Annotated in this window: 24 protein-coding genes; 7 read left to right on the forward strand and 17 right to left on the reverse strand. The window is 71.1% G+C overall.

Features of this window, described 5'->3' with window-relative positions:
* Positions 1-8: 8 nt before the first annotated feature.
* The 4 genes from K1T35_RS00065 to K1T35_RS00080 all read right to left on the reverse strand — a co-directional run bounded on the left by K1T35_RS00065 (position 9) and on the right by K1T35_RS00080 (position 5,503).
* Positions 9-803, reverse strand: coding sequence for an APH(3'') family aminoglycoside O-phosphotransferase (locus K1T35_RS00065; RefSeq protein ID WP_255621426.1), 795 nt, complete (start codon positions 801-803; stop codon positions 9-11).
* A 71-nt stretch (positions 804-874) separates the two neighbouring features.
* Positions 875-2,593 carry an L-arabinonate dehydratase gene (araD, locus tag K1T35_RS00070; RefSeq protein WP_220258158.1) on the reverse strand — a complete coding sequence of 573 codons (1,719 nt, stop codon included), beginning with the start codon at positions 2,591-2,593 and terminating at the stop codon, positions 875-877.
* A complete protein-coding gene (locus K1T35_RS00075) occupies positions 2,590-4,194 on the reverse strand; it encodes a thiamine pyrophosphate-binding protein (RefSeq protein WP_255621427.1) in 1,605 nt (534 codons plus the stop codon). Before K1T35_RS00075 ends, araD begins: the two co-directional genes overlap by 4 nt.
* A 16-nt stretch (positions 4,195-4,210) precedes the next feature.
* A complete protein-coding gene (locus K1T35_RS00080) occupies positions 4,211-5,503 on the reverse strand; it encodes an Nramp family divalent metal transporter (RefSeq protein WP_220258159.1) in 1,293 nt (430 codons plus the stop codon).
* Positions 5,504-5,581: 78 nt separating this feature from the next.
* Here K1T35_RS00080 and K1T35_RS00085 point away from each other — a divergent pair, with 78 nt between their 5' ends.
* A complete protein-coding gene (locus K1T35_RS00085; protein ID WP_220258160.1) occupies positions 5,582-6,289 on the forward strand; it encodes a ribonuclease activity regulator RraA in 708 nt (235 codons plus the stop codon).
* Here K1T35_RS00085 and K1T35_RS00090 read toward each other — a convergent pair.
* Positions 6,286-6,975 carry a GntR family transcriptional regulator gene (locus K1T35_RS00090; protein WP_220258161.1) on the reverse strand — a complete coding sequence of 230 codons (690 nt, stop codon included), beginning with the start codon at positions 6,973-6,975 and terminating at the stop codon, positions 6,286-6,288. The genes K1T35_RS00085 and K1T35_RS00090 overlap by 4 nt on opposite strands.
* A 54-nt stretch (positions 6,976-7,029) precedes the next feature.
* Between K1T35_RS00090 and K1T35_RS00095 the strand changes: the two genes are divergently transcribed.
* The 3 genes from K1T35_RS00095 to K1T35_RS00105 are packed head-to-tail and all read left to right on the forward strand — an operon-like array spanning position 7,030 to position 10,396.
* Positions 7,030-7,926, forward strand: coding sequence for a TIGR03619 family F420-dependent LLM class oxidoreductase (locus K1T35_RS00095; RefSeq protein WP_220258162.1), 897 nt, complete (start codon positions 7,030-7,032; stop codon positions 7,924-7,926).
* Positions 7,927-7,940: 14 nt separating this feature from the next.
* Positions 7,941-10,058 (forward strand): glycogen debranching protein GlgX, encoded by a 2,118-nt coding sequence (gene glgX / locus K1T35_RS00100; protein WP_220258163.1) that lies wholly within the window; start codon positions 7,941-7,943, stop codon positions 10,056-10,058.
* 11 nt (positions 10,059-10,069) lie between these two features.
* Positions 10,070-10,396 carry a putative quinol monooxygenase gene (locus K1T35_RS00105; protein WP_220258164.1) on the forward strand — a complete coding sequence of 109 codons (327 nt, stop codon included), beginning with the start codon at positions 10,070-10,072 and terminating at the stop codon, positions 10,394-10,396.
* A gap of 8 nt (positions 10,397-10,404) precedes the next feature.
* On the opposite strand, the gene K1T35_RS00110 is transcribed toward K1T35_RS00105, so the two are convergent.
* Positions 10,405-10,821: a hypothetical protein gene (locus tag K1T35_RS00110; RefSeq protein ID WP_220258165.1), complete on the reverse strand. Its 417-nt coding sequence runs from the start codon at positions 10,819-10,821 to the stop codon at positions 10,405-10,407.
* Between the two features lie 155 nt (positions 10,822-10,976).
* A complete protein-coding gene (locus K1T35_RS00115; protein WP_220258166.1) occupies positions 10,977-11,465 on the reverse strand; it encodes a hypothetical protein in 489 nt (162 codons plus the stop codon).
* 168 nt (positions 11,466-11,633) lie between these two features.
* Here K1T35_RS00115 and K1T35_RS00120 point away from each other — a divergent pair, with 168 nt between their 5' ends.
* The 3 genes from K1T35_RS00120 to K1T35_RS00130 all read left to right on the forward strand — a co-directional run bounded on the left by K1T35_RS00120 (position 11,634) and on the right by K1T35_RS00130 (position 14,256).
* Entirely contained in the window at positions 11,634-12,836 is a 1,203-nt protein-coding gene (locus tag K1T35_RS00120; RefSeq protein ID WP_255621428.1) for a S9 family peptidase, read from the forward strand.
* Positions 12,833-13,366 carry a peptidylprolyl isomerase gene (locus K1T35_RS00125; RefSeq protein ID WP_220263323.1) on the forward strand — a complete coding sequence of 178 codons (534 nt, stop codon included), beginning with the start codon at positions 12,833-12,835 and terminating at the stop codon, positions 13,364-13,366. Before K1T35_RS00120 ends, K1T35_RS00125 begins: the two co-directional genes overlap by 4 nt.
* A gap of 170 nt (positions 13,367-13,536) precedes the next feature.
* Positions 13,537-14,256, forward strand: a complete 720-nt coding sequence (locus K1T35_RS00130; RefSeq protein ID WP_255621429.1) for a rhomboid family intramembrane serine protease — start codon at positions 13,537-13,539, stop codon at positions 14,254-14,256.
* Between the two features lie 249 nt (positions 14,257-14,505).
* On the opposite strand, the gene K1T35_RS00135 is transcribed toward K1T35_RS00130, so the two are convergent.
* The 10 genes from K1T35_RS00135 to K1T35_RS00180 form a co-directional block, all read right to left on the reverse strand.
* The gene (locus tag K1T35_RS00135) at positions 14,506-14,952 is read right to left on the reverse strand and encodes a PH domain-containing protein (RefSeq protein ID WP_220258168.1); all 447 of its coding nucleotides are present in this window, start codon (positions 14,950-14,952) and stop codon (positions 14,506-14,508) included.
* Between the two features lie 79 nt (positions 14,953-15,031).
* The gene (gene crgA / locus K1T35_RS00140; protein ID WP_220258169.1) at positions 15,032-15,298 is read right to left on the reverse strand and encodes a cell division protein CrgA; all 267 of its coding nucleotides are present in this window, start codon (positions 15,296-15,298) and stop codon (positions 15,032-15,034) included.
* A 69-nt stretch (positions 15,299-15,367) separates the two neighbouring features.
* Positions 15,368-16,003: an aminodeoxychorismate/anthranilate synthase component II gene (locus K1T35_RS00145; protein WP_220258170.1), complete on the reverse strand. Its 636-nt coding sequence runs from the start codon at positions 16,001-16,003 to the stop codon at positions 15,368-15,370.
* A 40-nt stretch (positions 16,004-16,043) separates the two neighbouring features.
* Positions 16,044-17,951 carry a Stk1 family PASTA domain-containing Ser/Thr kinase gene (gene pknB / locus K1T35_RS00150; RefSeq protein ID WP_220258171.1) on the reverse strand — a complete coding sequence of 636 codons (1,908 nt, stop codon included), beginning with the start codon at positions 17,949-17,951 and terminating at the stop codon, positions 16,044-16,046.
* 109 nt (positions 17,952-18,060) lie between these two features.
* Positions 18,061-19,467, reverse strand: coding sequence for a serine/threonine-protein kinase (locus K1T35_RS49590; protein ID WP_304940841.1), 1,407 nt, complete (start codon positions 19,465-19,467; stop codon positions 18,061-18,063).
* Positions 19,464-20,939, reverse strand: a complete 1,476-nt coding sequence (locus K1T35_RS00160; RefSeq protein ID WP_220258172.1) for a penicillin-binding protein 2 — start codon at positions 20,937-20,939, stop codon at positions 19,464-19,466. Before K1T35_RS00160 ends, K1T35_RS49590 begins: the two co-directional genes overlap by 4 nt.
* Entirely contained in the window at positions 20,936-22,375 is a 1,440-nt protein-coding gene (locus K1T35_RS00165; protein WP_220258173.1) for an FtsW/RodA/SpoVE family cell cycle protein, read from the reverse strand. Before K1T35_RS00165 ends, K1T35_RS00160 begins: the two co-directional genes overlap by 4 nt.
* Positions 22,376-23,728, reverse strand: coding sequence for a PP2C family serine/threonine-protein phosphatase (locus K1T35_RS00170; protein ID WP_220258174.1), 1,353 nt, complete (start codon positions 23,726-23,728; stop codon positions 22,376-22,378). It abuts the gene before it with no gap.
* Positions 23,729-23,822: 94 nt separating this feature from the next.
* Entirely contained in the window at positions 23,823-24,281 is a 459-nt protein-coding gene (locus tag K1T35_RS00175; RefSeq protein WP_220258175.1) for an FHA domain-containing protein, read from the reverse strand.
* Between the two features lie 43 nt (positions 24,282-24,324).
* Entirely contained in the window at positions 24,325-25,620 is a 1,296-nt protein-coding gene (locus tag K1T35_RS00180; protein WP_220258176.1) for a DUF3662 and FHA domain-containing protein, read from the reverse strand.
* Between the last annotated feature and the right edge of the window lie 8 nt (positions 25,621-25,628).

A 25,628-nucleotide genomic window follows, 5' to 3' on the forward strand; every position in this document is an offset into this window, starting at 1 on the left:
GGACGCCGTCACGACCAGGTCAGTGGGTCCAGGTGGAGGTAGAACCGCATCCGGTCGGGGTCGACGCGCTCCGGGCCGTAGAGGTCGGCCAGTAGGCGGTCCGCTCGGGGCTCGTCGTCGCCTTCCCAGGTCTCGCTCGCGTTGGCCTGCAGCAGGGACAGGTCGGCGTGGCGGTCTGCTGTGCCGAGGCGGCCGAGGTCGATCAGGCCCGTGCAGGTCAGCGTGTCCGGGTCGACCATGAAGTTCGGCAGGCACGCGTCTCCGTGGCAGACCACCAGGTCCTTCGACTCCTGAGCGAGGCGCTCGTCGAGCTGGGTGCGCAGGTCGGCCAGCAGCTCGGTGTGCGGCCGGCCGTGCTGGTCCTCGGTGAGGAAGTCGGGGATGACGGCGTCACGGCGGACCACGTCCTCCGCGATCCGGAACATCGTTCCCAGAGTCCGCTCGAACGGGCAGTCCGCCGCCGGGAGCTCATGCAATCGGCGCAGCATGCCGACGAGGGCCGGCCACGCGCGCAGCAGCGTGTTCGAGTCCAGCTCGCTCGCCGGGACACCCGGAACCGTCGTCATCACCAGGCGGGCGCCGGCATCGGACGTCGACCAGTCCACGACGGACGGACCCGGGATGCCGGTGCCGGCCAGCCACTCGATCCGCAGGCGCTCTTCGAGCAGGTCGTCGACGCCGCCCGATGCCACGTGTTTCGCGATCAGCGCTCCGTCGTCGCGCCGGAACACCTGGGCGCGGGACTCGCCGGTCGCGATGGGACTCCACTCAGGCACGGCGCCAGTCTTCCCTATGGTGATCAACTGTGACCGACGGTCCGCACGCGACGACTCCCCGGAGCAGCGAGTCGGTGGACGGGAGCACCGGCGCATAGTCAGTGGATGGCGGGCTCCGGGGCGCCGGATCCGGCGAGGAAGTCGAAGTCGCACCCCTGGTCGGCCTGCGTGACGTGCCGGGCGAACATCGCGCCGTACCCACGCGCCGGCGGCGGCGCGGGCGGGCGCCACGCTTCCCGGCGGGTCGCGAGCTCCTCGTCCGGCACGAGCAGGTCCAGGCGGCGGCCGGGCACGTCCAGCCGGACGAGGTCGCCGTCGCGGACGAGGGCGAGCGGGCCGCGCGCCGCCGACTCAGGCGCGACGTGGAGCACGCAGGTTCCGAAGCTCGTACCGCTCATCCGGGCGTCGGAGATGCGGACCATGTCGGTCACCCCGGCGCGCAGCAGCTTCTTCGGGATCGGCAGCTGGCCCCACTCGGGCATGCCGGGGCCGCCGATCGGGCCGGCTCCGCGCAGCACGAGCACGGAGTCCGCGTCGACGTCGAGGTCGTCGGCGTCGATGCGGGCGGCGAGGTCGTCGTAGTCGTCGAACACCACGGCGCGCCCGGTGTGCTGGAGCAGGTGCGGGCTGGCGGCCGACGTCTTGAGCACACAGCCGTCCGGGGCGAGGCTGCCGCGCAGCACGACGAGCGCGCCTTCCGGGAAGAGCGCGCGGTCGCGGCTGCGGATGACGTCCGCGTCGTGCGTCACAGCACCTGCGATGTTCTCCCCGATGGTCGTGCCGGCGACGGTGCGGGCATCCGGGTCCAGCAGGTCGCCCAGCTCGACCATCAGGGCACGCAGGCCGCCCGCGTCGTGGAAGTCGGCCATGAGGTGTGCGCCGGACGGGCGGATGTTCGCGAGGACGGGCGTGCGCCGGGAGACTGCGTCGAAGTCGTCGAGCGACAGCTTCACCCCCGCGCGGCCTGCCATCGCGACCAGGTGGATCACCGAGTTGGTCGAGCCGCCCAGCGCCATCACCACCGTGACGGCGTTCGTGAAGGCGGCGGCCATGAGTACCTGGCCGGGCCGCAGGTCCTCCCACACCATGTCCACGATCCGGCGTCCGGTCGCCACCGCCATCCGGGCGTGGCCGGAGAACGCGGCCGGCACCGACGATGCGCCGGGCAGGGTCAGGCCGAGCGCCTCCGCCGCCGCCGTCATCGTGCTGGCCGTACCCATCGTCATGCAGTGCCCCGGGGAGCGGGCGATGCCACCCTCGATAGCGCGCCAGTCCTCGTCGGAGATCGTGCCGGCGCGCTTGCGGTCCCAGTACTTCCAGGTGTCCGAGCCACTGCCGAGCACCTCGGTGCCCCAACGGCCGGGCAGCATCGGGCCCGCCGGCAGGAACACGAACGGGAGCCCCATGCTCGTCGCGCCCATCACGAGGCCCGGCGTGGTCTTGTCGCAGCCGCCCATCAGCACCGCCCCGTCGACGGGGTGGGAGCGCAGCAGCTCCTCGGCCTCCATCGCGAGCATGTTGCGGTAGAGCATCGTGGTCGGCTTCTGGAACGGCTCCGACAGCGACATCGCCGGCAGCTCCACCGGGAACCCGCCCGCCTGCCACACCCCGCGCTTGACCTCCTCGGCCCGCTCCCGGAAGTGCGTGTGGCAGGGGTTGAGCTCGCTCCAGGTGTTGAGGATGCCGATCACCGGCCGGCCGGTGTACTCCTCGGCGTCGTAGCCCATCTGCTGCGCACGGGACCGGTGTCCGAAAGACCGTAGGTCGCTGGCTCCGAACCAGCGGTGGCTGCGCAGCTCCTCCGGCGCCCGCCTCACACCGGCACCCGCTCGAGCAGGCCGGCGAGCGTCGCCGTCGGCGTGATGATGTCCGGATCGGTCCGGACTGCCACCACCGCAGGCCGCCCGCCGGTGACGGCGCGGTGCAGCGCGTCGTCCAGCTCTCCCGCCTCGGTCACGCCGTACGCGGCGGCCCCCAACCCCTCGGCCCACCGCACGAGGTCGACGTCGCCGATGTCGACGCCCGAGGTACGACCCAGGTCACGAGCCTGGTGCATCGCGATCGTCCCGTACATGCCGTTCTGCAGCACGAGCACGACGACGGGCACGCCGATCCGCACCGCGGTCTCGATCTCATGGCCGGTCATGAGGACACCGCCGTCACCGACCACCGCCACGGCGGTGCGCTCCGGTGCGGCCGCCGCGGCGGCGACCGCGGAAGGCACGGCGTAGCCCATCGCGCCGTTCACGGGCGCGAGCTGGGTGGTGGTGGGCGGGAAGCGCCAGTAGCGGTGCAGGAAGGCGGCGAAGTTGCCTGCGTCGTTGGTGACGATCCCGTCGACGGGGAGGTGCCGGTGCAGGGCGGCGATCACGGCGGCCGGGTGCACGCCCCCGTCGGCGTCGACGGCGGGGAGCGTCGACCAGTCATCGACGGCCGAGTGCACCGGCGTCCAGTCCACCTCGCGCGCTGGTCCGTCCCAGCGCGCGAGCGCCGCCAGCACGTCGGCCGGATCGGCGTCGATCCCGCCGTGGCCGTACCGGCCGATCGGGACGACCTCGCATCCGGGCGCCGGCAGCCCGTACCGCTGGGTAGTGACCTCGTCGAGCCGGGTGCCGATGACGAGCAGCAGGTCCGCGCCCGCCACGGCATCGACGGTGGCGTCCGGGGTCGCCAGCGCGAGGTGGCCCAGGAAGTTCGGGTGGTCCACCGGGAAGGCGTCCTGGCGGCGGAACGACGTGCAGACGCCGATGCCGAAGCGTTCTGCCGCGGCCACGAGCCGGTCGCGGGCCGGGCGGGCCCCTTCCCCGGCGATGGCGACCGGCCGGCGCGCGGCGAGCAGGCGGCCCGCCAGCTCCTCGACGGCGGCGGTGTCCGTGCCGGCCGGCTCCGCGACCGGCGGCGCCACAGCGCCCGAGAACTCGGCGTCCACGAAGTCGCTCGGGATCGCGATCGCCACCGGGCCCGGGCGGCCGGACATCGCGATCCGCCAACCCTCGGCGACGAGGCCGGGCACGTCCTCGGCGCGTTCTGCCGTGACGGCCCACTTGGTGATCGGGCCGTAGAACGCGGTGAGGTCGACCTCCTGGAAGGCCTCGCGCCCGCGCAGGTGTGAGTCGACCTGCCCGAGTAGCACGATCATGGGCGTCGAGTCCTGGTGGGCGGTGTGCACGCCGATCGCGAGGTTCGACGCACCGGGGCCGCGGCTCGCCATGGCCACGGCGGGAACGCCCGTCAACCGGGCGTCGGCGTCGGCCATGAACGCCGCACCGGATTCATGTCGCACCGACACCAACTGGAGTCCGGGATGCCGGTCGACCTCGTCGATCAGGCTGAGGAACGACTCCCCTGGCACGGTGTAGAAGCGGCGGGCGCCCGCTTCGGCGAGCAGGTCGGCCACTGCTGCGGCGACGGTCGTCACTCATGGTTCCTTTCGATCACGAGAACAGCTCACCCACAGCCTTGCCGATCCCCTGCACGGCGGCGACCGCGACGAAGGCGGCGACGAGCCCGAGCCCGACGTTCTCCTTCCAGCTGTTCGTGTACCGGCCCATGATGTCCGCGCGGTTGAGCATCACGATGAGGGCGATCACGATCAGCAGCAGGAACGGCGACGTCAGCACGTGGGACACCACGACGAGCGCCACGAATCCGGGCGCGTGCGGCAGGGACCACACGACCGCGAGCAGACCCCAGACGATCACCCAGCGGTAGGCGGGGTCGCTGGTGCGGCCGCCCGGGTAGCGCTCCTCCCGGCCGGGGCGCACCACGTGCAGTGCCTCGACCACCATCTTCGCCAGCGCGAAGAGCGACCCCGCCACCGTCGTCCACGCTGCCCCGAGCAGGCCGAGGTAGAAGATGTACGGGCCGACGGGGCCGACGGCGGCGCCCAGCGCGGCCGCGATGTCCCCGGCCTCGCTCACACCCTGCTTCCCGAACAGCACCTCGGCCCCGATCGCCCACACCGCGACGCCGAGGAACAGCACCACCATCGTGCCGAACAGCAGGTCGTACTGCTGCACGCGACGATGCGCCGGCGTGGTCCAGCCCTTCTCCCGCAGGAACTCCGGGTAGAAGAGGTTGGCCATCGAGCCGAGCGTGGCGAGCACGAGGCTGGACGCCACCAGGCCGGAGTCGAAGAGGCCCTGCTGCGCCGGCAGCTCGAACGCGAAGCCCTTGACCAGCTCACCCCAGTTGATCCCGACGAGCGCGATGCCGACCACGAAGGTGAGCACCATGAGCGCCAGCACCACCTTGAAGATGCGCTCGATCAGCCGATAGGCGCCCTTGAGCGTGACGGCGAAGACCGATAACGCCCCGATCACCGACCACCAGAACGTGGGCAGCCCGCCGAACAGCCCCTCCAGCGCCACGCCGACGCCGCTGAGGGTGAACGCCAGCAGGATGTGGGTGTAGAGCACGAACGAGACGAGCATCAGCCAGCCGAAGGCCGGGTGCGTCCTGGCGATGCCGCGCACGATGCTCGGGTCCTGCTGCATGTTGTAGAGCGGGTACTTGCCCAGTGCGTTCACAAAGACGAACCGGAAGACGAGCGAGAGCGGCAGCACCCACAGCAGGGCGTACCCGTAGTTGCCGCCCGCCACCGAGTTGTCGATCAGGTCGCCGGTGCCGACCCAGCTCAGCGCCACGACGATGCCGGGGCCGAATGCTCGCAGGTAGGCGAGGAAGTTGTTCGCCGGAGGTGCCACGGCTCCCGGCCGCTCGGTCATTCGTGTTCCCCTCGTCGTCGAGTGAACGGGCGTCTTGGTGTACTGGTATACCATCCGGATCGCTCGATGAGGAGGGTCATGACGACCGAGACCGTGGACCGCGGCACGCTCGAGGCACTGGGCAGCGTCAGCACCGCTACCGTGACCACCCAGCTCATGGCGCGCGGCCTGCGCAACACGTTCCTGCACGGGCTCGTGCCGCTGAACCCCTCGCAGACCCGCATGGTCGGCGAGGCGTTCACGCTGCGCTGCATCCCGTCGCGCGAGGACGTGGACACGCTGTCGGTGTTCCAGGACTACGACCACCCGCAGCGCAAGGCCGTCGAGACGGTGCCGCCCGGCGCGGTCCTCGTCGTCGACGCCCGGCGCCAGACGCGGGCGGCGTCGCTCGGTCACATCCTCGCCACGCGGCTGCTGCGCCGCGGCGTGGCCGGGTTCGTCACCGACGGGTCGGTACGCGACAGCGAGGGCTTCGCCGAACTGGCGCTGCCGACGTTCGCGGCGGGCGCGGCGGCCACCACCAACCTCGCCCAGCACCACGCGGTGGACCTGAACGTGCCGATCGGCTGCGCCGAGGTGCCGGTCTACCCGGGCGACATCATGGTCGGCGACCGCGACGGCGTCGTCTGTGTGCCGCGGCACCTCGCGGCCGAGGTGGCCGCGGCGGCCGTCGAGCAGGAGCGGCTGGAGGCGTTCGTGCTCGAGAAGATCGAGTCGGGCGCGCCCCTGCGTGGCACGTACCCACCGGACGAGTCGACGCTCGCCGAGTTCCGCCGCCGTCGTTAGCCTGCCGCGGCTCGCTCTCGCTCGTCCTGCAGCCGGGTGATCGAACGCTGGATGTGGCCCCGCATCAGTTCCTCGGCGTCGGCGGCCCTTCGTTCCTGGACCGCGGCGAGGATCTCGCGGTGCTCCTCCAGCTCGGCGCGCCAGGTCGGCCACTGCTCCCACAGCAGGCTCACGGTGCCGAGCGCGGTGAGGTCCTGCAGGTCGTCGAGGGAGCGGATCACCAGTTCGTTCGCGCAGGTGGAGTAGATGCTGCGGTGGAACCGCCGGTTGGCGAGACTCAGCCCGGGGTGGTCGTCCGCCTCGACGAAGCGCGCCGCGTCGTCGAGCGCGCGGCGCGCCTCGGCGGCGTCGAACGTGCCGGTGGCGGCCACCTGGCCCGCGGCCCACGGCTCGACCAGCAGCCGCATCTCGTAGACCTGCTGCACGTCCTCCGGTCGCAGGCGACGTACGGCGACCCCGCGGTTGCGGGTGGGCGTGAGCAGGCCCGACGAGGTCAGCGCGATCAGCGCCTCGCGCACCGGGGTCTTGGAGACGCCGAGGAGGTCGGCCAGCTTGCGCTCGACGAGCAGCTCGTCCGGCCGGAGCCGGCCGGACAGGATCGCGGACTTGATCGACGCGGCCACCAGGTCCGACCGCGTGGTCGAGCGGCCGAGCGGCGGCAGCACGGCCGCCTCGTCGTGCACCATCGCCTTGGTATACCACGCTTGCCGACGGGCGAATGCGGACTACTGTCACGAAGCGTGAAGCTCGGTGTCTCGCTCCCCACGACAGGTTCGACCGCGAGTGCCGACACCATCGGCACGGTGGCCGAGACGGCGGAACGCATCGGCCTCGACACGGTGTGGACGTTCGAGCGCCTTCTGTCCCCCACCGCGGGCGGCCTGATGGACGGGCAGACGGTTCCGCTACCGGACGCGTACGACTCCGTGCTCGCGCCGCTCGAGGTACTGGCGTTCGCCGCGGCGCGCACCAGCCGGATCACGCTCGGCACCAGCATCATGGTTGCCCTGCTGCACAACCCAGCCGACCTCGCGCGCCGGTTCGCCACGCTCGACCGGCTCAGCGGCGGTCGGGTGGTCGCGGGGCTCGGCCAGGGTTGGATGGCGCAGGAGTTCGAGGCCGCTGGTGTGCCGCTGAGCAGTCGTGGCCCCCGCTTCAGCGAGTTCATCGAAGCGGTGCGCGCAGTCTGGGGATCCGACCCGGTCTCGTACGACGGCCGCTTCTACCGGATCGAGGAGTCGAACGTCGGCCCGAAGCCGCTACGGGATGACATTCCGATCCTCGCCGGCGCTGCATCGCCGGGCGGGATCCAGCGCGCCGCCCGGCTCGGGCTGGGCCTGAACCCCGTGTGGTTCGGCTGGGAGGCGCTCGAGGGCACGGTGGAGGTGTACCGCGCCGCGGCCGAAGAGGCAGGTCGCGACCCGGCGACGCTCCCGGTGGTCGTGCGGGTCAACCAGTTCCCCGCGACCGAGCCCACCGCTGACGGCGCGTCGCCTACCGGTTCGCCCGCGCAGATCGTCGAGGCGATCCCGCGGCTGGAGCGGATCGGGGTCACAGAGCTGCTCTGGAATTTCGACGAGGGCCCGGTCGAGGAGCAGTTCCCGCGGCTCGCCGAGCTGGTCGGAGCGTCGGTCTGACCCGAGTGTCCCAAGTGGAGATCTGGCCGGGCTCGCCGTACCCACTGGGCGCCAACTACGACGGGGGCGGCACGAACTTCGCGCTCTTCTCCGAGGTCGCCGAGCGCGTAGAACTATGTCTGTTCGACGAGAACGGCAGGGAGACGCGCGTCGACCTCCCCGAGCGCGAGGTGCTGATCTGGCACGGCTACCTGCCGCGCGTGCGCCCCGGGCAGCGCTACGGCTTCCGCGTGCACGGCCCGTACGACCCACGGGCCGGCCTGCGATGCAACCCGGCGAAGCTGCTGCTCGACCCGTACTCCAAGGCGATCGACGGGCACGTGCGCTGGGACGAGGCGCTCTTCTCCTACCGGTTCGGTGAGCCGCGCTCGCTGAACCACACCGACTCGGCGCCGTACATGCCGCGCTCGGTGGTGGTGAGCCCGTTCTTCGACTGGACGGGTGATCGGTCGCTGCGCATCCCGTACCACGAGACCGTGATCTACGAGGCGCACGTCAAGGGCATGACGATGACGCACCCGGACGTGCCGCCCGAGATCAGGGGGACCTATTCGGGGCTCGTCCACCCGGTGATGATCAAGCACCTCAAGGACCTGGGCGTCACCGCCATCGAGCTGATGCCGGTGCACCAGTTCGTGCACGACCACGGGCTGGGGCAGCGCGGCCTGTCGAACTACTGGGGCTACAACACGATCGGCTTCTTCGCCCCGCACAACGACTACGCGTCCTTCGGCACCCGCGGCGAGCAGGTGCAGGAGTTCAAGAACATGGTCAAGCAGTTCCACCGGGCCGGGATCGAGGTCATCCTCGACGTCGTCTACAACCACACCGCGGAGGGCAGCCACCTCGGACCGACGCTGTCGTTCCGGGGCATCGACAATCCCAACTACTACCGGCTGGTGCCCGACCAGCCGGAGTTCTACGACGACACCACCGGCACCGGGAACAGCCTCAACGTCCGGGCCCACGAGTCACTGCGCCTGATCATGGACTCGCTGCGGTACTGGGTGCTCGAGATGCACGTCGACGGCTTCCGCTTCGACCTCGCCGCCGCTCTGGCCAGGGAGTTCCACGCGGTCGATCGGCTCGCCGCGTTCTTCGACCTCGTCAACCAGGACCCCGTGATCAGCCAGGTCAAGCTGATCGCCGAGCCGTGGGACGTCGGCGAGGGCGGCTACCAGGTCGGCGGCTTCCCGTCGCTGTGGACCGAGTGGAACGGGAAGTTCCGCGACACAGTGCGCGACTTCTGGCGCGGCGAGCCGGCGAGCCTCGGCGAGTTCGCATCGCGCTTCACCGGTTCGTCCGACCTGTACGAGAAGGACAACCGCAGGCCGATCGCGTCCATCAACTTCGTCACCGCCCACGACGGGTTCACCCTGAACGACCTCGTCTCCTACAACGACAAGCACAACGAGGCCAACGGCGAGGACAACCGCGACGGGGAGGGCCACAACCGGTCGTGGAACCACGGCGCAGAGGGCCCGACCGACGACGGTGCGGTCCACGCGCTTCGGGAGCGGCAGAAGCGCAACTTCATCGCGACGCTGCTGCTGTCGCAGGGCGTGCCGATGCTCGCCCACGGCGACGAGATCGGCCGAACCCAGCACGGCAACAACAACGTGTACTGCCAGGACAACGAGCTCGCGTGGGTGGACTGGTCGATCGCACGGGACAACTCCGTGCTCACCGACTTCATCTCCCAGGTCGCCGCGCTGCGCCGCGAGCACCCGGTCTTCCGCAGGCGGCGCTTCTTCCAGGGCCGGTCCATCCGAGGATCCGACATCGGGGACATCGCGTGGCTCCGCCCGGACGGGCAGCCGATGAGCGAGGAGGACTGGAACACCGGGTTCGCGCGTTCGCTGGCCATCTACCTCAACGGTGAGGGCATCCCCGAGCGCGACGCGATCGGCCGCCGCGTCGTGGACGACTCGTTCCTGCTGCTGTTCAACGCCCACCACCAGGCCGTTCCGTTCACCTTGCCCGGCGAGGCGTACGGGCGGATCTGGACGATCGTGGTCGACACCGCCGACCCGCTGCGGGCGCGCGCCCGCAGGCGGGAACGCGACGCGCGGCCGGGTGGAAGGCTCCGCATCACGGCGCGCTCACTGATGGTGCTGCGCAAGCACTATTGACCGGAGGACACATGATCTTCATCGTCGCCAAGTTCACGATCCGGCCCGAGCACGCCGACCAGTGGCTCGACCGGGTGGCCGACTTCACCGAGGCCACCCGGGCCGAGCCGGGCAACATCTTCTTCGAGTGGTCCCGCAGCGTCACCGATCCGAACCAGTTCGTGGTGGTCGAGGCGTTCCAGGACGATGCAGCGGCCGCACACGTGGGGTCCGACCACTTCAAGACCTTCATCGGTTGGGCGCCGGACGTCGTGGCCACCACGCCCGACATCGTGAGCGTGCAGGGTGTCCCCGGCGAGGGCTGGTCGAAGATGGGCGAGATCAGCCCTCGAACCTGAGACGTCGGTCAGCGAGCCCTGCGCAAGCCGATCCACTGCAGGTCGGCGAACACCGCCACGGCGGCGGCCTGGGCGAGCACCACGGCCACGCCGAGTGCGGTGAACGTGTCCCACCCGGCCACTGCGGCACCGATGCTGCCCAGGACCCAGGCGCTGTTCCCCAGGACGACCGTCCATGCGGCGGCCCTCGGAATCACCGGCCGTGCGGCGATGAACACGAGCGCGAGCGCGTAGGCGACGAGGAACGCGCCGGTCCCGCGCAGCCCGCCTGCTGTCATGCCGAGCGGGTCGGCCAGCGGCGCGGCCGCAAGGAGCCCCAGCAGACCCAACGCGCCTGATCCGGCGGCGTCGAGCCGGAGGGCGAACCGGAGCAGCAAGCCTCCATCACGGACGGAGACGATGCGAGCGAGCGAGAGGGCGGTCATGGCGATCCTCCTGACGTCGGTGCTGTCGGGATCGACTCTCGCCCGGGATGGGTCGTCGGGTCGATGACGTCGGAGGTAAGGCCTGCGCGACCAGCGGGCGGACGGGATAGGTCCGGGCGGCCGGCACGTGCGCCCGGACCTATCGCACCCGACCGTCAGGAACGGACGTCGTTGTTCGCGGTTGCGCCCAGCACCTGGCCGGGGACGGTGTCGAACATCGAACCGGCGTCGAGCCGCTGCATCGCGCTGTCCTGCTGCTGAGGTGCGGCGGACCGGAACTCGACGTCGGTGCTCCGCGTCGGCTGGGTGTTCCCGACGTTGACGGTGTCGCCCGTGCTCGGCAGCGCGTTGGTGGGCAGCTGGCGGGACGCGGGCAGCTGGGGGAGCCCGCGGTCCGCGGTGTAGACGCCGGTGCCCTGGATCGTGAAGAGCTGGGGCAGGTCGGGCAGGTCCGAGGTCTTGGGCGCGTTGCCGACGACGTTCGGCGTGGAGCGGGTGTCGGGTGCGGGGGCGGCCTCGTCCGTGGACGGCCGCTCGGGGGCCGCGGGGGCGGCGAACGCGGGACCCGCGAGCCCGACGCCCGCGGCGGCGATCCCGGCCACGGCAGCGGTGGCGCGCAAGGTGCGCCGTGCAAGCTCGCTCATCGAGTATCCCTTCGTGCTGGCTGTCGTCGAGGGCGACGCTGATCTCTGGTGGACAACGAGGTGGGCGAGTGGCAGTTGCCACGGATCCACCGCTCGTGGCTGCCGGTTCACCCGAACCGGTGGCTGGGGAAACCGCAGGTGGGGACCCGGTCACCGGGTGGAGTGAGCGTGAGCGGCTGCGCGCTGCACACGGTGGCGGGCATCATCATCGGCGTGATGCTGCTGCGGCGGGTGGGAGCCGGGCTCGGCGTCGGCCTCGGCATGGGGGCGGGTGCGGCCGGGATCGGGTGGTTCTACTCCTCGGTTCTGCTCGACACGTCAGCTCGACCGGTCTTCCCGGAACGGGTGCTCGCGGTCGCCGACGGTGCGATCACGCTCACGGCCAGCCGCCTCACGACGCAGCCCGGTACCTGGGGGCTGCGGTGGGCGTCCGACCACGAGAGCGGGCTCGCGGTGCTGGGTCCGGTGGCAGGGGAGAGCAAGCACGAGGTGGTCCGGCCGCTCATCGGCGGGGATCGTCCCGAGCCCGGATCCGCGGCTGTGCTCGACGCCGGACCGTACGACCCGGATCCGGCGGCGCGCGGTCTCGCGTTCGAGAACGTCGACGTGCCCGGCCCGCTGGGCTCCTACCCCGCCTGGTTCGTCCCGGCGGACGGGGACACCTGGGCGGTGCTGGTGCACGGAAGGGGTGGAGCGCGCCGAGAGGCGTTGCGGATCCTCCCGGCGCTGCACGCGCTCGGGCTCCAGCAGCTGGTGATCAGCTACCGGAACGATGTGGACGCCCCGGCCAGCCCGGACGGCTACTACCACCTCGGCGACACCGAGTGGGAGGACGTCGAGGCCGCGGTCCGGTTCGCGGTGGAGCGTGGTGCGCGGCGGATCGTGCTGTTCGGCTGGTCGATGGGTGGTGCGGTCACCGGCGCCTTCCTCGACCGCTCGGCCGACGCCGCCCGTGTGGCGGCCGTCGTCTGGGATGCCCCGCTGGTCGACTGGCGTGCCACGCTGCGCCAGCAGGCGCGCAACCGGCGTCTCCCGCCCGGGTTCTCCCCGCTGGCCAGTGCGGTGACGAGCCGCCGGATCGGGATCGACTTCAACCGCTTCGACCTGGTGCGCAACCCGCCTGCTGTCCGGCCACCGACACTGGTCGTGCACAGCGCAGGCGACACGGCAGTTCCGGTCTCGGCCAGCAGGGCGCTCGCCGCCGCCAGCGGGGATCTGGGATGGCCCATGCGCTACCTCGAGGTACCCCTCGTCGAACACACCGCATCGTGGAACGCCGACCCCGCTGCCTACGAGCAGGAGGTCACGTCCTTCCTCGCCGAGGTGCTGGACGGACGCCCCGAGGGCGGTGCTGGCACGATGGGGGTGTGACGGAAGCAGGAAACGGCAAGCACACCGCGACGCTCCGGACGAACCAGGGCGACATCCGAATCATTCTCTTCCCGGACCACGCCCCGAAGACGGTCGCGAACTTCGTCGGGTTGGCCACCGGGGAGAAGCCCTATAGCCAGCCGAACGCACAGGGCGGCACGTCCGGCCCGTTCTACGACGGCTCGATCTTCCACCGGGTCATCGGCGGGTTCATGGTCCAGGGCGGCGACCCGACGGGCACCGGCCGCGGCGGGCCCGGGTACGAGTTCGGCGACGAGTTCCACCCGGAGCTGCGGTTCGACCGCCCGTACCTGCTGGCGATGGCCAACGCGGGCCCGGGCACGAACGGTTCGCAGTTCTTCATCACGGTCGGCCCCACCCCGCACCTCAACCGGCGCCACACGATCTTCGGTGAGGTGGCGGACGCGGAGTCGCGGGCCGTCGTGGACGCGATCGCCGCCACGTCGACCGACCGCTCGGACCGGCCGCTCTCCGACGTGGTCATCGAGCACATCGACGTCTCGGCCTGAGCGTCCCGAGTCATGTGATGACGTATCCCGCCGGACCGCCGCCGTACCAGCCCGGTGGCTCGCCCTACGGCCCTGCCGCCGTGTGCGTGCGGCATCCGGACCGCCCCACGGGGCTCAGCTGTACGCGGTGTGGGCGCCCGTCGTGCCCGGAGTGCCTTCGTGAGGCCTCGGTGGGCTACCAGTGCGTCGATTGCGTCGCCGAGGGACATCGCACCGCCCGGACGGGCACCACCGTGGCCGGTGCGGCGCCGAGCGGCCGTCCGGTGGTGGTGCCGACGCTGATCGGGCTCAACATCGTGGTCTTCGCCCTCACCGCGGTGCAGGCGGGCAACCCGATGTACAACTCCATGTCGGCGCTGTTCCGCGAGCTGTCCCTCGTGCCGGGGTTCGTGCACGAGGGCGAGTGGTGGCGGGTGCTCACCTCGGGGTTCCTGCACATCGGTCCGATCCACCTGGTGTTCAACATGCTGGCGCTGTGGATGCTGGGCCGGGATCTGGAGATCGTGCTCGGGCGCGGTCGCTTCCTCGCCCTGTACCTCGCCTCCATGCTCGGCGGCGCCACCGCGGTGATGCTCTTCTACGGCGCGAACGAGCAGGTGGCCGGCGCGTCGGGGGCCGTGTTCGGGCTGATGGGTGCGCTGGTCGTCGTGCTGCGGCGGCTCAGGGCACCCGCCGGGCAGGTCTTCGGGATCATCGGCCTCAATGTCCTGATCAGCGTCGTGATCCCGGGGATCTCGCTGATAGGCCACCTCGGCGGCCTCGTGGTCGGCGCGGTGGCCACGGCCGCTCTTGTCTATGCGCCCGCACGCAACCGCGCCGTGGTACAGACCGGCGCGATCGGCGCGCTCACCGCCGTGCTGGCGCTCCTGATCTGGATCACCGGCTTCTGAGTCGGACGACGACGGCGGGGCACCCTCGTCAGGGTGCCCCGCCGTGGCTCGTCGGGATGGTCAGGCGGGTGGGTTGCAGCCGCAGCCCGAGGCGCAGCCGTCCGTTCCCCGCATCTGTGTGGTCGTCGCCATCCAGACTCCCTTCGTCGCCTCAGCCGATAGTAGGGCCGCCGTCGGCCGCACACGACCGCACGTTCGGGCGGCCCCCTTGCCACGCGGCGTATCCGATTGCGGCATGTGGGTGACGTCTCACGGTCTCAGCTCGCGCAACTGGGGCGCGACGTCCTCCGGATCGGCCGCGAGATCGAGCCGGCCGAACACGAGCAACCGTTCGGTGCCGTCCGCGGCGACGGTGTCGACCTCGAGGAGTGAGCTCTCCCGCCCGAGCCGCCGCACCCGAAGCACCCGAACGTCGGTGACGAAGGGCCATGGATGGTGGCGCGGGCGCAGCAGCCCGCCGACCGTCAGCCCGTCCGGATCGGCACGCAGACGGGGCCGCGCGCGGGTGCCGAACAGCGCGGCCAGCCCGGCGCCCAGCGCGGCCACCACGGCCAGCAGGCTCCCCGCGGGGTCGGATCCGGTCCACAACAGTGCCGCGCCCCAGGCTGCGGCGGCCACGGCCAGCAGCCAGGCCAGCGCGACGAGGCCGAGCGCCGGACTCCATTCCCGGACGCCGGCGGGCGCATGATCACTCATCCGTGTTGATCACGGAAAGTGACTTGTCCACAGCACCTGTCCACAATGGGGACTACTCACATTGGTGTATTTACGCTGGTCAGCGCCAGCGCATGGTCATCAGAAGACCAATTACGATCAGTGAGAACCCGATCGCGAAGTTCCATGGCCCGAGCGTGGCCATGAACGAGATCGACTCTCCGGCCAGGTAGTTCACCACGAGCCATACGAGCCCGAGCAGCATGACGCCGAGCATCACGCCGATGTAGATCGGGTGCGTGGGACCCGCGACCTTCACCGGGGTGGTGCCGGGGCGGTTGGCAGGCGGCGTGTAGGTCGCCTTCTTCCGGACCTTGGACTTCGGCATGGGCGCTGACCTCGGGATGTCGGAGTGTGTGACGTCCCCCAACGGTAGCGTGCCGAGTGGGGCACCGAGTCAGGCGCTGGCGGTGACGGCAGCGGCTTCCGCGGTGAGTGCTTCCACGGTGGGCTCGGGCACCGGGTGGCCCGCGCTCGCCATCCAGTTGGCCAGCAGCCGGTGTCCGCACTCGGTGAGCACCGATTCGGGGTGGAACTGCACGCCGACGACGGGAAGTTCGCGATGCCGCACGGCCATGATCACGCCACCGTCGGTGCGGCCGGTGACCTCCAGCTCGGCGGGCAGCGTGTCGGGCCGGATCGACAGCGAGTGGTAGCGGGTGGCGACGAACGGGTTCGGCAGCCCGGTGAGCACGCCGGTGCCCTCGTGGTGGACGAGCGAGGTCTTGCCGTGCAGCAGCTCCGGCGCGCGCTCGACGACCCCGCCCCACGCCACCCCGATGGCCTGGTGGCCGAGGCAGACGCCCAACACCGGCAGCGAACGCCCGGCGCTGTGGCGGATCACCTCGATGCTCGAGCCGGCCCGCTCGGGCGTGCCGGGGCCAGGGCTGACGAGTACACCGTCGACGGATTCCAGCTCATCGAGGTCGACCTCGTCGTTGCGGCGCACCGTGACCTGTGCCCCGAGCTGGGCGAGGTACTGCACGAGGTTGTAGACGAAGCTGTCGTAGTTGTCGACGACGAGGACGCGCATGGCGCCAGCCTCCCTGATCCCGGCGTGCGGCCGCTCCGGATTAATTGACCAGACCGCCGGGAGCGTCGCCGATCGTGAGGGTGACCGTCTGGTCCGTCGATACCTGACTGTCGGGTTCGACCGACTGATCGAGCACGCGCCCGTCCTGCGACTCGTTGCTCTGCTGTCGCCGGATCGAGACCCGCGAGAAGCCGAGCCCGGCGAGGCGATCCTTCGCCTGCTCCTCGCGAAGCCCCGTGAGGTCGGGCATCGTGACCTCGTCGCTGCTGCCGGTGAGCAGATCGACCTCGGTGCCCGGCGGCACGGTCTGGTTGGCAGGGGGATTGGTGCCCGAGACCTTGTCGGTGTCGTCGGCACCGTCGGGGCGCTGCGGCCTCAGCCCGGCGTCCTCCAGGGCGTTCACGGCGTCGTCAACGTCCTGACCGGAGACGTCGGGGACCCGCACGCCCGTCTGCTGGGCGCCGACGATGATGTCGACCTGGGCGCCGCCCTTCGCCGAGTCCCCGGCCCGTGGGTTGGAGTTGATCACCTTGTTGACCTGTGAGGGGTCGGCCGTCTCCTGCGGTCGCTGCTGGCCGAGCTCGAGGCCCTCCGCCTGGAGGGCGGCCTCGGCCTGCTGGGGCGTCATACCCTCCAGCCGGGGCACCGTGACGGTGGCCGGGCCGCTGCCGACGATCAGGGTGACCGAGGAGCGCTCGTCGACCGGGGTGCCTACCTGCGGGTCGGTCGAGATCACGCGCCCCTTCTGCTCGACCGTCGACTCCTGGGGTTGGGGATCGCCCGGCCGCAGTCCGGCGGCGATGAGCTGGTTGCGCGCCTCGGTCTCGGTCATGTTGGTGACCACGGGCACCGACACCGTCTGTGGTGCGGGCGGGCCGCTGAGCACTTGGTACGCGAAGAAGCCGACCACGCTGAGCGCGAGCACCACGACGACGGCGACCCCGATCACCTTGGCGGTGCTGCGCCGGGGCGGCTCGTCGTAGTAGTCGTCGTAGTTGTCCGATGGCGCAGGCGCGTGGCGGCCGTTGATCCGGCGAGTGGGGGCGGCCGGGCTCGAGGCGATCATCGCCGTGCGCTCGTCGTCGCTCATCACCAGCGGGGCCATCGGCGCCTGACCGTTGCGCACCCGCACCAGGTCGGAGCGCATCTCGGCGGATGACTGGTACCGGTTGAGCGGGTTCTTCGACAGCGCCTTCAGCACGACGGCGTCGAGCGAGGACGGGATGCTCGGGTTGAGCTCCGACGGGCGGCGCGGCTCCTCACGCACATGCTGGTAGGCCACCGCCACCGGGGTGTCGCCGGTGAACGGCGGCTCGCCGGTGAGCAGCTCGAACAGCACGCAACCGGCGGCGTAGACGTCCGAGCGGGCGTCGACGGCCTCGCCGCGCGCCTGCTCGGGAGACAGGTACTGAGCCGTGCCGATGACGGCGGCCGTCTGGGTGACGTTCTGGCCCTCGCCGAGCGCGCGGGCGATGCCGAAGTCCATCACCTTGACCGCGCCGGCATGGTTGATCATGATGTTGGCCGGCTTGACGTCGCGGTGGATGATGTTGTGGCGGTGGCTGAAGTCGAGGGCGGCGCACACGTCGGCCATCACCTCGATGACCTGCCGCTGCGTCATCGGCCCTTGGGTCTTGACGATCTCCCGCAGGGTCTGCCCGTCGACGAACTCCATCACGATGTAGGGCAGCGGGCCGAACTCGCCCTGCACCTCGCCGGTGTCGTACACCGACACGATCGCGGGGTGGTTGAGCGACGCGGCGTTCTGCGCCTCGCGGCGGAAGCGCATCTGGAACTGGGGGTCGCGCGCCAGGTCGGCACGCAGCACCTTCACGGCGACGTCGCGGCCCAGCCGCGTGTCAAGACCCTTGTGCACCTCGGACATGCCGCCGTAACCGAGCACTTCGCCCAGTTCATAGCGCTCGGACAACAGTCGGGGGGTGGTCATCGGTGCCGGTTCCTGGGAGTCATGGATGATTCGGACATCATGCCGGGCCTCATCGCCCAGCGGGGTGACCTCTCGGCCACCGCAGCGCCAGGCCGTCGGTTGGACGGGTTCACCGGACGCTCCCCGTGACGATCACCAGGGAGTGCAGCTCGCCGGGTACCGTCGAACTGGCCGAGACGCCCTCCCGACCAGCCACCGTACCGGGTCCGGCACCCTGCGGGGCCGGATTGACCGAGCCGATCGGCGGGAGTCCGCCTCGGAACAGCAGCACGCCGACCGCGACGGCGGCGATGGTGAGCAGCACGAACAGCACGAGCAGCAGGGTGCGGCCCGACGACTTCGGCTGCAGCCGGAACGACTGCGATGACGCGCGACGCGCCGGCGCGGTGTGCCGCGGCTGCGGTGCCGACTGGGGCCTGCGGGCGTGTGCTGCCTGGTCCGGCGCCGGGCGCCGGGCAGGCGCGGGGCGGGCCGCCCGCTGGACGGGTTTCGGTGGTGCGGGCACCGCCCGCGCCTGACGGGGCGGGGTCGAGCGCGTGGGAACCGGCGCCGACAGGGGCGATGACGGTGGCGCCGGGAACGGGGCAGACGGCGGCGCCGCTTTCGGCGCTGCCCTCGACGGCGTCGACGGCGTGCGCGGAGAAGCGATCGTGCCACTGAACGAGCCGATCGGGGGGAGCGGCTCGCCCCGGCGAACGGCCGCCACCGCGAGCGCGAACTCCCTCCCGTTGGAGTAGCGCTGCGAGGGATCCTTCACCAGCGCGGCCTCGATCAGCTCGCGCGCCCCGTAAGGCACGCTCGGCGGCAGCGGCGGAGGATCCTCCCTGACCTGCATCATCGCCACCGCCACCGCGCTGTCGGCGCGGAACGGCCGGTGGCCGGCCATGCACTCGTACCCGACGATGCCCAGCGAGTAGACGTCGCTGGCGGGCCCGGCCTCGGCCCCGCTCGCCTGCTCGGGAGCGATGTAGTGGGCGGTGCCCATCACCATGCCGGACCGGGTGACGGGCACAGCGTCGGCAGCCTTGGCGATGCCGAAGTCGGTGAGCTTCACGACGCCGTCGGTGCGCACGAGGATGTTCCCCGGCTTGACGTCGCGGTGTACGAACCCGCGCTCATGGGCCGCCTGGAGCGCCCACGCGGCGTCCTCGATGAGCCGCAGCGTCTCGTCGGTGTCGATCGGCCCGCGGGCGATGATGGTGGACAGCGGCTCGCCCCGCACCAGCTCCATCACCAGGTACGCGGTGCGCCTTCCGTTCGGGGCCTCGTCCTCGCCGTAGTCGTGCACGGCCGCGATGCCGGGGTTGTCGAGGGAAGCGACGGTGCGCGCCTCGATGCGGAACCGGTGCAGGAACTCCGGGTCGTCGCCCAGTTCCGGCCGCAGCACCTTGACGGCGACGCCGCGGCCCAATCGCGTGTCGGAGGCCTCCCAGACCTCGCCCATGCCGCCGACGGCGATCCGGCGCTCGAGCAGGTAGCGGTCGTCGATCTTCTGACCGGCGGCGAGTACGGTCACCGGTCCGTCCCCAGTGCTGCTCGGATCACGGCGCGACCGATCGGGGCGGCGACCGTGCCACCCGTGGCCGCGAGGTTGTTGCGGTCGCCGCCGGACTCGACCATGACCGCGACAGCGACCTGTGGATCGTCGGCGGGTGCGAACGCGACGTACCAGACGTGCGGGGCCACGGCCTGGGGGTTCGCTCCGTGCTCCGCGGTGCCGGTCTTTGCCGCGATCTGCACTCCGGTGATCTTGCCGCTGCCCGAGTAGCTGTTCTCGTTGTTGACCATCAGCTCGGTCAGCGTGCGGGCGACGGACGAGTCGATGGCCGTCCCGATGCGGTCCGGTTTGGTGGTCTCGACCGGCTCGAGGTCCTGGCTCTGGATCTGGCTGATCAGATGCGGCTTCATCGACACACCGCCGTTGGCGATGGCGGCGACGACCATGGCGTTCTGCAGCGGGGTGAGCGCGACGTCGCGCTGCCCGATGCTGGACTGCTGCAGCGCCGCGGTGTCGGGGATGTCGCCGATCGTCGAGGTGGCCACCGGCATCGGCACCTGCAGGTCGGCGGTGCCGATCCCGAACGCCTCCGCCTGCTGGCGGATGGCCTGCTCACCGAGCTCGGCCGACAGCTGCGCGAACGCGGTGTTGCACGAACGCTGCAGCGCGTCGCGCAGGGTCGCCGTCTCCCCGGTGCCACAGGCGTTGCCGTTGAAGTTCTGCAGCTGGGTGTTGGTGCCCTGCAGCGTGAGGGCCGACGCCGCGGTGAGCGGACTGTCGGGGGTGTAGCGGCCGCTCGACAGCGCCGCGGCCACGTCGATGAGCTTGAACGTCGATCCCGGTGGGTAGGTCTCGGAGATCGCCCGGTTCGGCAGCACCGGCGGCTCGGCCTCGTTGAACTGCTGCCATGCCGCCATCCGCTCGTCCGCGTCGTGGCTCGCGAGCTTGTTCGGGTCGAACGACGGCGTGGACACCATCGCGAGGATCTCGCCGGTCTGCGGGCGCAACGCCACGACAGAGCCGGTGTAGCCGCGGTCGGTCAGCTGTTCGTACGCGGCGCGCTGCACGGCGGGGTCGAGCGTGAGCGCCACGTTGCCGCCGCTCGGGTCGCGGCCGGTGATCAGGTCGGAGAGCCTGCGCGCGAAGAGGCGGTCGTCGCTGCCGTTGAGCACCGTGTCGGCCGCCCGCTCGATCCCGCTCGAGCTGTAGGTGATCGAGTAGTAGCCGGTGACGGGTGCGTACATCGGGCCGTCGGCGTACTGGCGCAGGTAGCGCAGCCGGTCGTCGGTCTCGACGCTGCTGGCCATGATCTGGCCCTCCGCCTGGATCTGGCCGCGCTTGCGCGAGTACTCGGCCAGCAGCACCCGCTGGTTGCGCTGGTCGCTGCGGTAGTCACCCGCCTGCACCACCTGAACGTAGGTCAGGTTGCCCATCAGCAGAAGGACCATCGCCATCACCGCGATGGCCACGCGCCGCACCGGGGTGTTCACGACGGCCGCTCCACCAGCTCGGTGCCGGCCTCCGCGATCGGCGGCAGCGGGGTGGGCGGGCGCCGCGGCAGTGGGGCACGGGCGGCGTTGGAGATGCGCAGCAGCATCGCGACGAGCGCGTAGTTGGCGACGAGCGACGATCCGCCGTAGGACAGGAACGGCAGCGTGAGACCGGTGAGCGGGATGAGCTTCGACGCCCCGCCGATGACGATGAACACCTGCAGCGCCAGCGTGAACGCCAGCCCGGTTGCGAGCAGTTTGCCGAAGCTGTCGCGCACGGCGAGGGCGCTGCGCAGGCCGCGCGTGATCAGCACGAGGTAGACGATGAGGATCGCCGCCAGCCCGATCAGCCCGAGCTCCTCACCGAGCGAGGAGAGCATGAAGTCGCTCTCGGCGTACGGCACCAGGTCGGGCCGGCCTGCGCCGAGGCCGGTGCCGCCGACCCCGCCCGTGCCGAGCCCGAACAGGGCCTGCGCGATCTGGAAGCCGGTGTTGTCGAAGTCTGCGAACGGGTCGAGCCACACCTGCACGCGCACCCGGACGTGCCCGAACAGCTGGTAGGCGATGATGCAGCCACCGAGGAAGAACGTCAGGCCGATGAGCAGCCACGAGACCCGCTCGGTCGCGACGTAGAGCAGCACGAGCACGATGCCGAAGAACAGCAGCGAGGTGCCGAGGTCCCGCTCCAGCACGAGAACGCCGACCGAGAGGCCCCACGCCACGACGAGCGGGGCGAGGTCGCGGGCCCGCGGCAGTTCCATGCCGAGGAACCGCCTGCCTGCTGTGGTAAACAGGTCTCGCTTCTGCACGAGGAAGGCCGCGAAGAAGACGATCAGGAGGATCTTCGCGAACTCGCCGGGCTGGATCCCCACGCCGCCGATTCGGATCCACAGCTTCGCGCCGTTGACCTCGGAGATCGACGAGGGCAGCAGGCCGGGCAGCGCGAGCAGCACCAGCCCGCCGAAACCGGCGGTGTAGGCGTAGCGGGCGATGGTGCGGTGGTCGCGCACCACCCACATCACCGCGACGAACAGCGCGACCCCGATCGCCGTCCACGCGACCTGCCTGTAGACCAGCTCGACCGGTGCGTCCCGCCCGGCCGCCAGCGCCCGCTCCACCCGGGCCAGGTCGAGCCGGTGGATCATCACCAGCCCGAGCCCGTTCAGCAGCGCGACGCACGGCAGGACCAGCGGATCCGAGTACGGCGCGAACCGGCGCACCGCGAGGTGGGCGATCGTGAAGAGCGCGAGGTAGGCCAGCCCGACCCACAGCAGTTCCTGCGTGAGTTCCTGCTCCTGGTTGGCCTCGACCAGCGCCAGCGCGCCCGTGACCAGAACGGCGGCGAACGCGAGCAGCACGAGCTCGATGCCGCGCCCGGTGGGCAGCGGCGCCGGGGTCGCCGGCGGCGACCCCGTGCGGGGCTCGGGAATGCTCATCTAACTCACCGACCGGCAAGTGGTCCCAGGCTCGGGCACAGGCGTCGGCAGCGGGGTCGTGTCGACCGGGGGCTGCGGCTGCACGTTCGGTTCGACGCCTGGCTGCGCCGGAGGTTGCACAGGTTCGAGCTGCTGCTGCGGCGGCTGGGGCACCGGGCAGGGCTCGAGCATCCGCTCGCGCAGGCGGTCGACCACCCCGTGGGCGCCGCTGAGCCCGTCGTCGGTCAGGATGCCGTCGCGCACCTGGCTGCGGTCGGTCTGGGGCAGGTCGTCCAGCGCGATGTCGGTGTGTTCGGCCACCGAGTGCAGCGGGAGCCCCAGCACGTCACCACGCACGCCCTGGAAGATCACGACCTGCTCGGCGTCGGCGCCGACGTAGTACTGCTGCAAGACCCACATGCGCGCGAGGAACCCACCGCCGAGCAGTACGGCGAGCACCGCGACGACGGCGAGCACGAGCCGCACCGGCCTCCGCCGTGAGGCGGCCGGTGCGGCCTGCTGGGGCACGACGCGCTGCGGGGCCGTGCGGGTCATCGTGGTGGCCGACGCGCGAGCGGCCGCCGAGTCGGGCGGCGGGCCGTCCTCCGAGCCGTCGCCGACCGACCCGCCCACGATGGGCGCGTCCTCGCCGAAGTCGATGTCCACGACGTCGGCCACGATGCAGGTGATGTTGTCCGGGCCGCCACCCCGCAGGGCCAGCTCGATCATCCGATCGGCGCACTCCCGCGGATCGCGATAGGCCTGCAGCGTCTCGGCAAGAGTCTCGTCGCTCACCACGCCGGACAGTCCGTCGGAGCAGAGCAGGAACCGGTCGCCCGGCCGGGCCTCCCGGATCGTCAGCGACGGATCCACATCCTGGCCGGTGATCGCCCGCAGCAGGAGGGACCGCTGGGGATGGGTGTGGGCCTCCTCCTCCGTGATCCGGCCCTCGTCGATCAGGGACTGGACGAACGTGTCGTCCTTCGTGATCTGGGTGAGGTAGCCGTCGCGGAGCTGGTAGGCCCGCGAGTCGCCGATGTGCACCAGCCCCAGCCGGCTGCCCGCGAACAGGATCGCGGTGAGCGTGGTGCCCATGCCCTCGAGGTCGGGCGCGTCCGCGACGTGCCGCGTGATCGCGGCGTTGCCCTCCACCGTGGCGTTGCGCAGCTCGGCGAGCAGGTCGTCGCCCGGATCGTCCTCGTCGAGCGGGGCCAGTGCCGCGATCACCAGCGACGACGCCACCTCACCAGCGGCGTGGCCACCCATACCGTCCGCCAGCGCGAGCAGCCGAGGACCGGCGTACACGGCGTCCTGGTTGTTCTGCCGGACGAGCCCGCGGTCGCTGCGGGCGGAGTAGCGCAGGACCAGCGTCATCTCAGCGCTCCGACACTACGTTCAGGGGCAGATCTGCCGGCGCGGCCGGCCCGGGCGGCGAGCGCCGAGGCACGGCGGTGAAGCATGCGCCGGCTCATGATCGAAGCTCGATCACCGTCTTGCCGATGCGGACAGGGACGCCCGGGGGGACCCGGGTCGGCCCGGTGACCTTAGCCCGGTCGAGGTACGTGCCGTTTGTCGACCCGAGATCCTCGACGTACCACTCGTCACCCTGCATCGAGATGCGGGCGTGGCGAGTGGAGGCGTAGTCGTCGTCGAGCACCAGCGTGGAGTCGTCGGCCCGGCCGATCAGGATCGGCCGGGAGTCCAACGAGATACGCGTGCCGGCCAGCGCCCCCTGCGTGACGAGGAGCTGACGGGGCGTGCGGCCCCGGCCTGTGCGGGCCGTGGCCCTTCCGCCACCGGGAATCAGCGCGCGCAGGCCGGACGCCGCATAGAGATCAGAGCGCACCACCCGGAGCGCGACCAGCACGAACAGCCAGAGGAGGGCGAGGAAGCCCGCCCTGGTCAGCTGCAGCACCAACTCCGGCACTCGCGGCGAACTCCATTCTGTCCGATGTCCGTCCCCACCCCGCCTACTGCGTCCGGAAGACCAGGCTCGAGTGCCCGACCCGGATGACGTCACCGTCGTTGAGCTGCCAGGTCTGAACCGGGTTGCCGTTGACGGTGGTGCCGTTGGTGGAACCGAGATCCGTCAGCGTCGCCGTGTGACCATCCCAGTTGATCTCGAGGTGGCGGCGCGACACGCCGGTGTCAGGGAGGCGGAACGACGAATCCTGCCCGCGCCCGATGACGTGGCTGCCCTGGGTGAGGTCGTACGTGCGGCCCGAGCCGTCGTCCAGCGAGAGCGAGGCCGACAGCTGCTGCTGGTAGCCGCCGTAGCCGCCCTGCTGCCCGCCGTAACCCTGGTCGTACCCGCCGTCGTAGCCCTGCTCGTACTGCTGCTGCTGGGGGTAGCCGCCCTGCTGGCCGTAGCCCTGCTCGTACCCGCCGGGAGCGTAGCCCTGCTGCTGACCGCCGTAGCCGCCCTGCTGGCCGTAGCCCTGCGGCTGCTGGCCGCCGTAGCCCTGGTCGTACCCGCCGCCCTGCTGAGGGGGACCGCCGTAGCCGCCGCCCTGCTGTTGGCCGTAGCCCTGGTCGTACCCACCGCCGGGCTGCCCGCCGGGGGCGCCGCCCTGCTGCGGGCCGGCGTAGCCGCCGCCCTGCTGGCCGCCGTAGCCCTGGTCGTACCCGGCGCCACCCTGCTGGGGGCCGCCGTAGCCGCCACCCTGCTGCGGGTACCCGCCCTGCGGGGCGTAGCCCGGCTGGCCCGGTTCGGCGGCCTGGTCGTACCCCCCTTGGCGCTGGTCGTAGGCGGGCGGGGCGTACGTCTGCTGCTGCCCGTATCCGGGGGCACCACGGTCGTATCCGTACTGCCCGTTCTCCTCGGGGTGGCCCGGTTGCTGGCTCATGGGTGCTTCTCCTGCGTCGCGTGCTCGGATGGCGTCCCGGCGGGAAGCGTCGGGGTCCACGGTCGAGCGGGTGCGGAACTGTCCCGTGTGCAGCGCATCGGAGCGCTCCAGGAAGACTACGACCTCGCCGTAGGTGTCCCATCCCTGGTCGGCGAGTTGCTCGGTGACAGAGCCGGACAGCGAGTTCACGATCTCCGCTCGGTCACCGCCCATGCGAGCGAGATCGGCCGGGCTGAGCAGCACCGTGAACCGGTTGGGCGCGAGTACGCGCCCCCCGGCCAGCTCCTGCACATGGCCTTCGGCTTCCCGCAGCAGCGCTTGCACAACTTCCTGGGGAACGACACTGCCGCCGAAGACCCGCGCGAAGGCATCGCCCACCAGTCCCTGAAGACGGCGTTCGAACCTGTCGACGCGGCCCAACTCGATCT

It is taken from the genome of Pseudonocardia sp. DSM 110487, assembly GCF_019468565.1.
Classification (GTDB): domain Bacteria; phylum Actinomycetota; class Actinomycetes; order Mycobacteriales; family Pseudonocardiaceae; genus Pseudonocardia.